Origin of the sequence: Azoarcus sp. TTM-91 (assembly GCF_012911025.1) — a bacterium.
Taxonomy (GTDB): domain Bacteria; phylum Pseudomonadota; class Gammaproteobacteria; order Burkholderiales; family Rhodocyclaceae; genus Azoarcus.
Genome location: NZ_WUEI01000133.1, coordinates 1 through 11,398 on the forward strand (window position 1 = coordinate 1; position 11,398 = coordinate 11,398).

An 11,398-nucleotide genomic window follows, 5' to 3' on the forward strand; every position below is an offset into this window, starting at 1 on the left:
CCCCCTTCCAACGCCCCGCAGCAGCAAGGAGAGAGCAATGCATCGCACCCAGTTCGCAGGCCGGCTGTACAGCGTAGGCGGGCGCCTGCTCGCCATCCTCGGACGCCTCACCCGCATCGCCGCCCTGGAACGGCGCGGCGCCATCCTGGCGGTCTATGGAGACGGCATTGCCCTCTACGGCGACGCCCTGGCCAAGGTCGCCGGCGCCCGCCGGCAGATGAGCCGGGTGACGCCGGAGGCCGCGATGGCCCGCAGCGGCTGAACGCTGCGCCCGCGACTCCATGATGCGAACGGCCCGGCGACCCGGGCCGTTTTGCGTTCACCGCCAGGCGAAACCGGAGTCGGACACCGCCGACAGCAGCATCGGCGCTGCCCGACAGCCCCGGGCCGGGCCACGGGCAACAATGGCCATGCGCTATCAGCCGGACCCGCCGCCTCGCAAGCGCCGGCCGGATGACCAGCCATCCCAATCAAGAAGGAGAAGACGATGAAACTCATCCAAGCCACCTTGCTGGGCGCCAGCCTGTTCGCCCTTCCCTTCGTATCCCACGCGGCCGACCTCCAGGACGCGGCGGAAAAGCGGGCCGAAGCCCACCACGACGCCGCCATGGAAAAGGCGGAGGCCGACTACAAAATGGCCAAGGAGCAGTGCCGCGGCATGGAAGGCAACGCCCGCGACGTGTGCATGAAGAAGGCGGAAGCCGACTACACCACCGCCAAGGGTGACGCCAAGGCCACCTACAAGGGCGACAAGGCCCGCGCCAAGACGGTCGAGGACCGTGCAGAGGCGGAGTACAAGATCGCGAAGGCCCGCTGCGACGCCCTCTCCGGCAGTGCCAAGGACCAGTGCGTGGCCGAGGCCAAGGTGAAGTACCACCAGTAAGACCGGCAAGGCACGCGCTTCCGGCGGCGCCGGCCCAGCCGCCGGCCGGGCCCATGCACTAGAATCCCGCGGACGTCACAGCATGTCCGCGGGATTTTTCGTGAACGAGGCCCTCTTTCCCCACCACCATTCCGTCCTGCCGGCGCAGCGCGCCGCCGCCAAGGCGCAGCAGCCCTGCGTGCTCTGGTTCACCGGCCTCTCCGCGGCAGGCAAATCCACCATTGCCGATCTGGTCGAACAGGGTCTGCACCGCGCTGGCCGGCACACCTATCTGCTGGATGGCGACAAGCTGCGCACCGGCCTCAACCGCGACCTCGGCTTCAGCGCAGCAGCCCGCAGCGAGAACATCCGCCGCGTGGGGGAAGTCGCCCGCCTGATGGTGGATGCCGGCCTGATCGTGCTGGTAGCGCTGATTTCTCCCTTCCGCGCCGAGCGCGACAAGGTGCGCGCGCTGTTCGCGGCGGGCCAGTTCATCGAGATCCATGTCGATGCCCCGCTGGCCGTAGCCGAAGCGCGCGACCCCAAAGGCCTGTACCGGCGCGCCCGCCGTGGCGAGCTGCGCGACTTCACCGGCATAGACTCGCCCTACGAAGCCCCCGTGGCGCCGGAACTGCGGCTGGACACCGCCGCGCTGGACCCCGCCCGCGCGGCGCAGCAGGTGCTGGATTGGCTGTCGGGCCGCCCGCTGGACGGCGCTGGCTGAGGCTCCTCAGGCGCGGCGCCGCATCAGGCGGCGTCGGCGTGCATGGTGTCTCTGGTGCCCCCCATGCTCGATACGCCAGCATCCGCCTGCGCAGTAACGCGCCGGGGAGAGGACTCCCTGCGGCAGCTGGGGCAGCTGCCCCAGCGCGGGGCAGGCGTCCTGCGGGGTAGAGCAATGCGGACGAGCTTGATGCGCGGGTCAAACCGTTGCCAGCGATCCACTTCTTCGCCGCCAGGAAAGACAAACGGCCTGCCAGCAAGCTGACAGGCCGTTCCATGTTTGGCGCGCCCGGCGCGATTCGAACGCACGACCCCTGCCTTCGGAGGGCAGTACTCTATCCAGCTGAGCTACGGGCGCGGAGGCAATGCGGCGGGGCGGAAGGCACCCCGAGCAAGGCGCGCAAGCATATACCGCTTGATAAGGAATGTCCATCCGCGCTGCCATTATGGTTTTTACCTGGCTATAATTCGCGCTTTGTCTTGCGCCAGTCAAAGGACCCTAGCATGTCGGAACACAGCGCCCTGAGCGCCGCCCTGCGGCCCCAACGCCTCGCCTTGCCTGCCGTCGCCGTGCTCGCAGCCGTGCTGCTGGCTGGCTGTGGCAAGAAGGAATCGGTCGACCCCGAACTCACCGCCACCCTGATCCAGCCGGTTGCCCGGGTGGAGCTGAAGGTGGAAACGGTGGCGCCGGGCAGCCGCACCGGCGAGCAGATCTACAAGAGCATCTGTGGCAGCTGTCACGAAGCCGGCGTGCTGGGCGCGCCCAAGTCCGGCGACGCCACCGCCTGGAAGCCGCGTCTGGCCCAGGGCTTCGACGGCCTGACCAACTCCGCCATCCACGGCAAGAACGCCATGCCCCCGCGCGGCGGCGGCAGCGACCTGACCGACACCGAAGTGAAGCGCGCGGTGGCCTTCCTCGCCAACAAGGCGGGTGCCGGCTTCGCCGAGCCGGCGGTGGAATAAACCGGGACGGCAGCGAAGCGGCGGTCGACGATCCCGCTTCTGGCCCGATGCGGCGCTTTCGCGGAGGCGCGGCACCGGGTGCAACAAGAAGGGCGACCTTTGCAGGGTCGCCCTTCTTTTTCATATGCGACAGAAGCGCTACTGCGGCTCAAGCCGGACCGCTCTTGTCCTTGCTCTCCAGCATCGCCATCAGGTTGGCGAGGCGCGCCTTGCCTTCTTCCTTGGTCACCGGCGCGGCGGCCTTGCGGTCGTTCATCTTGATGTCGCCGCCCATCTCGGCAATGAAGCGGCTCGGTTCGCAAACACGGGACTCCTTGCCCATCTTGCGCCGCTCGCAATAGGTGATGTTGAGGCTACGCTGGGCGCGGGTGATGCCGACGTACATCAGCCGGCGCTCCTCATCCACCTTGTCCTCGTCGATGCTGCTCTGGTGCGGCAGCATGCCTTCCTCGACGCCGACCAGGAACACATGGGGAAACTCCAGCCCCTTGGAGGCATGCAGGGTGGCGAGCTGGACACCGTCGAAGTCCGGGTCTTCCTTGTCCAGCATGGAGATCAGGGCGATGGTCTGGGTCAGCTCGAGCAGGTTCTTGCCGTCTTCCTCGCCCTTGCGCGTCAGCCAATTGACGAAGTCGCGCACGTTGCTCCACTTGGATTCGGCCTCGCGAGTGCCGCAGTGCTCGAACAGCCAAGCCTCGTAGCGTATCGCCAGCAGCAGGTCTTCCAGCACCTGGCCGGCGGGTTCGCGCTGGGCGCGGTACTGGATGCGGTTGATGAAGTCGCCGAACTCGCGCAGCCCTTCCAGCTGCTTGGGCGTGAGATGCACGCTGGCGCCTTCCTCGAACATCGCGGCGAACAGGCCGACGTGGCGGGAGGCCGAGTAGCGACCCAGCGCCTCTATGGTGCTGGGGCCGATGCCGCGGCGCGGCGTGGTCAGCGAGCGGATGAAGGCGAGGTCGTCGTCCGGGTTCAGCAGCAGGCGCAGGTAGGAGAGCAGGTCGCGGATCTCGGCGCGGTCGAAGAAGCTCTGGCCGCCGGACATCACGTAAGGAATGCGCTGGTTGCGCAGCTGCTGCTCGATGACGCGCGCCTGGTGGTTGCCGCGATAGAGGATGGCGTAATCCTTGAAGCGGGTGCGGGCCTCGAACTTGTGGGCGGTGATCTTCATCGCCACCCACTCGGCCTCGTGCTCGGCATCGCGGCAGTTGGTCACCGCGATCTGCTCGCCGGGGCCGTGCTCGGACCACAGCGTCTTCTCGAACAGCTTCTCGTTGTGGGAGATGACGGTATTGGCCGCCTCCAGGATGCGGCGCGAGGAGCGGTAGTTCTGCTCCAGCTTGATGACCCGCAGCTTGGGGTAGTCCTTCTGCAGCAGGCGCAGGTTTTCCACGTCGGCACCGCGCCAGGCATAGATGGCCTGGTCGTCGTCGCCCACCGCGGTGAAGGCGCCGCGCACGCCGCAGAGCTGGCGCAGCAGGCGGTACTGGGCGCGGTTGGTGTCCTGGTACTCGTCCACCAGCAGGTAGCGCAGGCGGTTCTGCCAACGCTCGCGCACCTCCTCGTTGGTTTCGAAGAGATGCACCGGCAGCGAGATGAGATCGTCGAAATCCACCGCCTGGTAGGCGCGCAGGGTGCGCTCGTACTCGCCGAAGACCTTGGCGGCGGCGAAGGAAAGTTCGTTGTCGGCCAGTTTCACCGCCTCTTCCGGCGGAATCATCGCGTTCTTCCACGACGAGATCTGCCACTGCATCTGCTTGGCGATGCCCTTGTCGCCCTCGCTGGCGACGTCGGACACGATCTGCACCGTGTCGGAGGCGTCCAGGATGGAGAACTGCTTCTTCAGCCCGCAGTGCAGCGCTTCCTGGCGGATGATGCGCACGCCCAGGGCGTGGAAGGTGCACACGGTGAGGCCGCCCGGCGCGCGGCCGCCCATCAGGTGGGCGACCCGCTCCTGCATCTCCTTCGCCGCCTTGTTGGTGAAGGTGATGGCGCCGATGTTGTTGGCGCTGATGCCGCAGCCGTTGATGAGGTGGGCGATCTTGTGGGTGATGACGCGCGTCTTGCCGCTGCCGGCGCCGGCCAGCACCAGGCAGGGGCCGTCCAGGTAATAGATCGCTTCGCGCTGGGGGGCATTGAGAAGGGCGGACATCGGGCAGGGGAAACGCTGAGCAGGACGGGAGGGGGTTGCGCCGGAACCGGTGGCGGCCCGACGCTGAAACGAAGGCGCCACCCCGAAGGGCGGCGCGGGCGGAATTCTAACCGATGGGGCGGACGGCTCCGGCCGCCGGGCGCTCAGCGGCCCAGCGCGCCGAACACCTTCTTCGCCAGGCTGCCGGCGGCGGATACCGGATCGCGGCGGATCTCGCGCTCTTCCTCGGCGATCATCAGGAACAGGCCGTCCAGCGCCTTGCGCGTCACATAGCCTTCCACCTTGGCGTCCTCCGCCTTCACCAGGCCCAGGCTGGCGCCCTGGCCGGCGAACTGGTTGTACAGGCCGGACAACGCCAGCTTGTCGGTGTTCTTCTTCACCACCGGCAGGAAGAGCTGGGTCAGGCGGCTTTCGGTTTTGCTGCGGAAGTACTGGGTGGCGGAATCGTCGCCGCCGCCGAGGATGCGCTTGGCGTCATCCACGCTCATCGCCTTCACCGCGTCGACCAGCAGGCTGCGGGCTTCCGGCACCGCGGCCTCGGCGGCGCGGTTCATGGCGGTGACCAGCTCGTCCAGATCCTTGCCCCGGCCGCTCATGCGCAGCAGCGGCTCGGCCTGGGCCAGGCCTTCCGGCAGCGGAATCCTGACCTTGGGATTGGCGAGGAAGCCGTCCTGCCGGCCAAGGGCGGCGACCGCCTGGGCGGCTCCCTGGGTCAGCGCCTCCTTGAGGCCGCCGGTGGCTTCACTGCTGCTCAAGGCCGCCAGCCCCGCCGCCCAGGCGGGCACGGCGAACAGCATGAGGGCGAAAAACTTGAGGAGGGTGCGCATCTTCTTCTCCATGTTCTGGCCGGAGCGCGGGCGCGATCCGGGGCGACCATCCTCCTGCCTGGCGCGCGGCTTGTCCAGCCGGCGCCGCCGACGGTACCGGGGGAAAGGCTCAGTCCAGCCCGAACTCGAAGGTGCTCACCACCCGCAGGCGCTTGCCTATGGTGCGGCCGGTACTGTCGTTGTCGCCGCCATCGTCGTCCAGCACCCGGATCACGCCCTGGTTGGCGCTCTTCAGCGGGCCCAGCTCGGCGCCGGCGTCGGCGGCGAACCTGGCCGCCTGCTCGCGGGCGTTATGCGTCGCCTCCTGCAGCAGCCGCGGCTTGATGTCGTTGAAGCCGCGCAGCTGGAAGCGCGGGCCGCCCGGCCCTTCGTTGTCGCCGCTGAGCTGGATGCCGGCCTGGATCAGCGGGTCCACCTTGCCGGCGGCCTGCGCCACCGCCTCCACCCGGGCGGACTTCACCGTCACCTGGCCAAGGCCGTTGAAGCGCAGCGGCACGCTGGAGGAACCCCATTCGCGGGCGTAGAGATCCTGCACCTGCAGCGGCCGCACCTCGATCTCCGCATCCTCGAAGCCCTGCCCGCGCAGGAAGGCGATGACGCGCTCGCGGTCGCCATTGAGCGCCTGCTGCACCGCGCCGAACTCGTTGCCGCCACGGCGGAAACCCAGCGTCCAGATGGCGAAGTCGCTCTTCACCTCCTGCTCCGCCAGGCCCTTCACGGTGATGGAGCGGTCCGCCAGGCGGAAGCGCTCCATGCCCTGCCCGACCAGCCAGCCGCCCAAGGCGATGCCGCCGCCCAGCAGCAGCGCGGGGAAAAATCCGATGCGGGTGTCCGCCACGATGAGCTCCCTTCATGCATGCGAAGCCGGCATGGTAGGAAAGCCGCGCCGCAGCGGCTGTGAGGGAATGCAAGGAGCCGCCGGCCGCGAGCGGGGTTCAGGCCGGCGAGGAACGCAGTCCGTAGGCCTGGCCGCGGTGGAACAGGTACTCCACCCGCATCAGCGGGCCGCCACTGCGGCTGGAGCGGTAGCCGATGGCCTCCACCGTGTCACCCGCCTGCAGCGGCGGCACCTTCCAGGCGTTGAGGCGGGACAGCGGTGCCAGCTCCAGCGTCCAGGCCGCATCGACCGGCGTGGCGAGCCGGGTGCGGGCGAGGAAATCCGCCAGCTCCGGCGGCGCAGTCTGCGCCGGCAGGCTGCGCTGGGCGAGGTCCGCCGGCAGCGCCAGGCCGCTGGCAGGCTTCAACACCAGCTCGGCGTGCGGGTTCTGCCAGCGCACCGACTCCAGCGTGCCGGCGAGGTAGAGGGGCGCGGCGGTGTCGAAACCGCTCCAGCCGTGGTGGGCGCGCGCCAGCAGCGGGCTCATGCCTGCCGCGCCGACGGCGAACAGGAAGCATCGTCTATCCATCTCTCTCTCCGGGGAAGCACCGCGGATCGCGGCTGCCGGTTCGAGGTGGCAAGCGCCGCCGGAGTTCTCAGACGTAGGCGATGGCGCGACCGCAGGCGATGACGCCCATCCACAGCGCGAGAGACAGCACCGCCTGGGTGAAGGCGGTGTCGTCCGCCTTCTGCAACCCGCCTCGGGCATGGAACAGCGCTGCGTTAAGCCCCGCGGCGCAGATGAGGGCGAGCTTCAGCTGGAAGGCGGGATGCGTCAGCAGCCCCGCGGCATCGGTAGCGAACATCACCAGGCCGCTGGCGGCGGCGAGCAGGAAGCCGCCCAGGCTCGCCGGCAGCGCCAGCCGGGCCAGCGCCTCCAGCGGCAGGGCACGGCCCAGGCCGGCAAGGCGCAGGTCCAGCACCGCCAGGCTGCCGAACAGCAGGGCGATGCCGATGATGTGCACCACCTCCAGCGCCGGATAGGCCCACAGGGATGCGCGCAGCGCCTCGCCCATGGTCAGGCGGCGCCGCGGACGACCGCGCCGCGCGCCGGCATCAGACCACGCCGGCGCCGTGGGCCTGCTGGTCGGCCCAGTAGGAGGAACGCACCATCGGGCCGCAGGCGGCGTTGCGGAAACCCATCTTCAGCGCTTCGGCCTCGAACATCTTGAAGGTGTCCGGATGCACGTAGCGCAGCACCGGCAGGTGGCCGCCGGAGGGCTGCAGGTACTGGCCGATGGTGAGCATGTCCACATCGTGGGCGCGCAGGTCGCGCATCACCTCGAGGATTTCCTCGTCGGTCTCGCCCAGGCCGACCATCAGGCCGGACTTGGTCAGCACCTCCGGATGGTTGGCCTTGAACTCCTTGAGCAGGCGCAGCGAGTAGTCGTAGTCGGCCCCGGGGCGCGCCTGCTTGTACAGCCGCGGCACGGTTTCCATGTTGTGGTTCATGACGTCCGGCGTGGCCTCGGCGAAGATCTGCAGGGCGATTTCCATGCGGCCGCGGAAGTCGGGCACCAACACTTCGATGGTGGTGCTGGGCGAGGCCTGGCGGGTGTGCTGTATGCACTCGACGAAGTGGCGGGCGCCGCCATCGCGCAGGTCGTCGCGGTCCACCGAGGTGATCACCACGTAGTTCAGCCGCATGGCGGCGATGGTCTTGGCCAGGTCCGCCGGCTCATTGGGATTGAGCGGCTCCGGGCGGCCGTGACCGACGTCGCAGAAGGGGCAGCGGCGGGTACAGATGTCGCCCATGATCATGAAGGTGGCCGTGCCCTTGCCGAAGCACTCATGGATGTTGGGGCAGGAGGCTTCTTCGCAGACGGTGTGCAGCTTGTGGTCGCGCAGGGTCTGCTTGATCTCGTTGAAGCGCTCCGCTTCCTGGCCCGCGCCGAGCTTGATGCGGATCCACTCCGGCTTCTTGAGCCGTTCGGCGGGAACGATCTTGATCGGGATGCGGGCGGTTTTTTCCGCGCCGCGCTGCTTGCGGGCTGGGGTGTCCATACGCTCTCTCATTTGCAGGTCGCAGCCACGCGGGTAGCGCGGCCGGCCGCCATTATCGCCTGCTTTTCAGTCGGCTGCCGCTACGCTGGCGACACCGTCACCCGCCACGGCAACCCGCGGCAGCAGGCGCAGCAGGTGGCCCAGCAGGCGTTCGCCCGCCGCGGCAACGTCGTCGGCGATGCCGAAATCCCGCAGCCGGATGGTCTTCAGGCCTTCGTAACCGCAGGGGTTGATCCAGGTGAAAGGCGCCAGATCGACATCCACGTTCAGCGCCAGGCCGTGATAGCTGCAGCCATTGCGCACCCGCAGGCCGAGGGCGGCGATCTTGGCGCCGTCGATGTAGACGCCGGGGGCGCCAGTCTTGCGTTCGGCGTGGAGGCCGTAATCGGCCAGGCAGTCGATCAGCGCCTGCTCCATCAGGAATACCAGCTCGCGCACCTTGAGGCCACGCCGGCGCAGGTCCAGCAGCAGGTAAGCCACCAGTTGGCCAGGACCGTGGTAGGTGATCTGGCCGCCGCGGTCTATCTGCACCAGCGGGATGCCGGCTTCGCGGCCGGCAGGCAGCAGGTGTTCGGCGAGGCCGGCCTGGCCCAGGGTGTAGACCGGCGGATGCTCCAGCAGCCAGATCTGGTCCGGCGTGGTGTCGCTGCGCTCGGCGGTGAAGACGCGCATCGCCTCCAACGCCGGTTCGTAATCGACCAGGCCGAGCCGCTTGACCAGCAGATCGCCGGCCATGGCTACGGTCAAAGGACCACCTTCACCATCGGATGGGAGGTCAGCTCGCGGTAGAGGTTGTCCACCTGCAGCTGGGAGACGGCGCGGAAGGTGCACGTCACCGCCAAGTAGTTGCCCTTGCTGGAGGGGCGCATCTCGATCGCGGCAGCGTCGAAATCGGGCGCATGCCGCAGCACCACTTCCACCACCGCCTGGGCGAAGCCTTCCACCCGGGCGCCCATGATCTTGATCGGGAAATCGCAGGGATATTCGATCAGGGTCTGTCTTTCTGGATTGTTTTCGTCAGCCACCGCGCATCACCGTCGTCTTGAATGCCTGATACCAGGCGTACATCTGTTCGCTCACCGGCCCCGGCCTGCCCTCGCCCACCGGCCGCCCGTCCAGGCGGGTGATCGCCAGCACTTCGCGGGTGGAAGACGTCATCCACACCTCGTCCGCACTGCGCACCTCGTCCTCCAGGATTTCCCGCAGCTGATGCGGCAAGCCGTTGGCGGCCGCCAGTTCCAGCACCACGTCGTAGGTGATGCCGGGCAGCATCAGGTGGTTCTTGGGCGACGCCAGCAGCACACCGTCGCGGACGATGAAGATGCTGGAGGCGGAGCCCTCGGTGAGGAAGCCGTCGCGGAACAATACGGTTTCGTGGCAACCGTGGTCTACCGCATGCTGGCGCAGCAGGCAGTTGGCGAGCAGTGAGGTGGTCTTGAGATCGCAGCGCAGCCAGCGGAAATCTGCCGCGCTCACCGCGCTGGCGCCACTTTGGCGCAGCTCCCGCGATGGGGTGACCAGCGCCTCGCTCATCAGGAACACCGAAGGTCGGACCACTTCCGGGAAGGCGTGGTTGCGCCGCATGTCGGCGCCGCGGGTGACCTGCAGGTACAGCGACTGGTCGTCCCAGGGATTCCGGTCCACCACCTCGCGCACCATCGCCGCCCACTCCTGCTCGGCATGCGGGTTGGGCAGGCGCATGGCCGCCAGCGTGCTGGCCAGCCGGGCGAGGTGTTCGTCCAGCCGGAAAGGCCGGCGGGAATACACCGGGATGACCTCGTAGGCGCCGTCACCGAACAGGAAGCCCCTGTCCATCGGCGACACCTGGGCATCTTCCAGCGGCAGGTAGCGACCGTTCAGGTAGCACAGGCTCATCGGCGCCTCCGTGGTCGGTTCAGGCGGTTACAGGTTCTTGATCCACAGCACCAGGGCGTCCCACAGGCGGCCGAAGAAACCGGCCACCGGCACGTCCTGCAGGGCGACCACCGGGTACTCACCTATGGTCTTGTCGTCCAGCGTGAGCTTGAGGGTGCCGACCTCCTGGCCCTTCTGCAGCGGCGCCAGCACCGGTTGGCGGCTTTCCAGGGTGGCGACCACCTTCTCCGCCTGGCCCTTGGGCAAGGACATGACGAAGTCGGAGGTGAAGCCCACCGCCACTTCATTGGCCTTGCCCTTCCACACGCGGAACTGGGACAGCGCCTGATCGGCGGAATAGAGCTTCACCGTGTCGAAGAACTGGAAGCCGAAGTTCAGCAGCTTGAGCGACTCCTGGGCGCGCACCGCGTCGGAGTCGGCGCCCAGCACCACCGAGATCAGCCGGCGCGGACCGCGCTGGGCGGAGGAGATGAGGCAGTAGCCGGCGGTGCTGGTATGGCCGGTCTTCATGCCATCAACCGTGCTGTCCAGCCACAAGAGGCGGTTGCGGTTGGGCTGGGTGATGCCGTTGTAGCTGTACTCCTTCATGGAATACAGGCTGTAGAACTCCGGGAAGTCGCGGATGATGGCCGCGGCCAGCAGGGAGAGGTCGCGCGCGGTGGTGTAGTGCTGCGGGTCCGGCAGGCCGGTGGAGTTCATGAAGTTGGTGCCGGTGAGGCCGAGGCGCTTGGCTTCGCGGTTCATCAGCGCGGCGAAGGCTTCCTCGCTGCCGGCGATGAGCTCGGCCAGGGCCACGCAGGCGTCGTTGCCGGACTGCACGATCACGCCGCGGATCAACTCCTGCACCGTGACCGGCTTGCGCGGCTCGATGAACATCCGCGAGCCTTCCTGCCGCCAGGCCCTGTCGGACACCGGCACCGGCTGGTCGAGGGCGATGGTGCCCGCCTTGATCGCCGAGAAAGTGAGGTAGGCGGTCATCAGCTTGGTCAGCGAGGCCGGCTCGATACGCTCATCCGGCGTGTTGGACGCGAGCACCTGGCCGGTAGCGTGGTCCATCAGCACCCAGGCCTTGGCGGCAAGGGCGGGGGCCGGGATGGCCTGGGCGGAAGCGGTAAGGG

14 protein-coding genes and 1 tRNA gene are annotated in these 11,398 nt (G+C 68.1%); 4 read left to right on the top strand and 11 right to left on the bottom strand.

From position 1 onward, the window contains the following. The first annotated feature begins 37 nt into the window (after positions 1-37). From GRF61_RS21295 to cysC, 3 genes are all read left to right on the top strand, one after another. Positions 38-262 (top strand): hypothetical protein, encoded by a 225-nt coding sequence (locus tag GRF61_RS21295; RefSeq protein ID WP_169152632.1) that lies wholly within the window; start codon positions 38-40, stop codon positions 260-262. Positions 263-487: 225 nt separating this feature from the next. Further along, entirely contained in the window at positions 488-883 is a 396-nt protein-coding gene (locus GRF61_RS21300) for a hypothetical protein (RefSeq protein ID WP_133594478.1), read from the top strand. A gap of 82 nt (positions 884-965) precedes the next feature. Next, positions 966-1,586, top strand: a complete 621-nt coding sequence (gene cysC / locus GRF61_RS21305) for an adenylyl-sulfate kinase (protein ID WP_169152633.1) — start codon at positions 966-968, stop codon at positions 1,584-1,586. Positions 1,587-1,866: 280 nt separating this feature from the next. Here the strand turns inward: cysC and GRF61_RS21310 are convergent. Beyond that, positions 1,867-1,943: transfer RNA gene (locus GRF61_RS21310), tRNA-Arg, on the bottom strand. A 146-nt stretch (positions 1,944-2,089) separates the two neighbouring features. On the opposite strand from GRF61_RS21310, the gene GRF61_RS21315 reads away from it, so the two are divergent. Continuing rightward, entirely contained in the window at positions 2,090-2,548 is a 459-nt protein-coding gene (locus GRF61_RS21315; protein WP_169152634.1) for a c-type cytochrome, read from the top strand. 148 nt (positions 2,549-2,696) lie between these two features. Here GRF61_RS21315 and GRF61_RS21320 read toward each other — a convergent pair whose 3' ends face one another. The 10 genes from GRF61_RS21320 to GRF61_RS21365 form a co-directional block, all read right to left on the bottom strand. Further along, positions 2,697-4,697: a UvrD-helicase domain-containing protein gene (locus tag GRF61_RS21320; RefSeq protein WP_169152635.1), complete on the bottom strand. Its 2,001-nt coding sequence runs from the start codon at positions 4,695-4,697 to the stop codon at positions 2,697-2,699. 143 nt (positions 4,698-4,840) lie between these two features. Then, on the bottom strand, positions 4,841-5,524 hold the full coding sequence (locus GRF61_RS21325; RefSeq protein WP_169152636.1) for a DUF4197 domain-containing protein: 684 nt from the start codon (positions 5,522-5,524) through the stop codon (positions 4,841-4,843). 109 nt (positions 5,525-5,633) lie between these two features. Next, positions 5,634-6,362, bottom strand: coding sequence for an SIMPL domain-containing protein (locus GRF61_RS21330; protein WP_169152637.1), 729 nt, complete (start codon positions 6,360-6,362; stop codon positions 5,634-5,636). A gap of 97 nt (positions 6,363-6,459) precedes the next feature. Next, complete coding sequence (locus tag GRF61_RS21335; RefSeq protein ID WP_169152638.1) at positions 6,460-6,930, bottom strand: DUF6152 family protein; 471 nt, start codon at positions 6,928-6,930, stop codon at positions 6,460-6,462. 67 nt (positions 6,931-6,997) lie between these two features. Beyond that, positions 6,998-7,417: a hypothetical protein gene (locus GRF61_RS21340; RefSeq protein ID WP_169152639.1), complete on the bottom strand. Its 420-nt coding sequence runs from the start codon at positions 7,415-7,417 to the stop codon at positions 6,998-7,000. Positions 7,418-7,457: 40 nt separating this feature from the next. Next, entirely contained in the window at positions 7,458-8,405 is a 948-nt protein-coding gene (gene lipA, locus GRF61_RS21345; RefSeq protein WP_169152640.1) for a lipoyl synthase, read from the bottom strand. A gap of 66 nt (positions 8,406-8,471) precedes the next feature. Further along, positions 8,472-9,128 (bottom strand): lipoyl(octanoyl) transferase LipB, encoded by a 657-nt coding sequence (gene lipB / locus GRF61_RS21350; RefSeq protein WP_169152644.1) that lies wholly within the window; start codon positions 9,126-9,128, stop codon positions 8,472-8,474. A 20-nt stretch (positions 9,129-9,148) separates the two neighbouring features. Then, on the bottom strand, positions 9,149-9,430 hold the full coding sequence (locus GRF61_RS21355) for a DUF493 family protein (RefSeq protein ID WP_169152641.1): 282 nt from the start codon (positions 9,428-9,430) through the stop codon (positions 9,149-9,151). Continuing rightward, on the bottom strand, positions 9,423-10,280 hold the full coding sequence (locus GRF61_RS21360; protein WP_169152642.1) for a D-amino acid aminotransferase: 858 nt from the start codon (positions 10,278-10,280) through the stop codon (positions 9,423-9,425). The genes GRF61_RS21355 and GRF61_RS21360 overlap by 8 nt, the downstream gene beginning before the upstream one ends. Before the next feature lie 27 nt (positions 10,281-10,307). Then, positions 10,308-11,398, bottom strand: a 1,091-nt coding sequence (locus tag GRF61_RS21365; RefSeq protein WP_169152643.1) for a D-alanyl-D-alanine carboxypeptidase family protein, incomplete at its 5' end; no start/stop codon positions are given.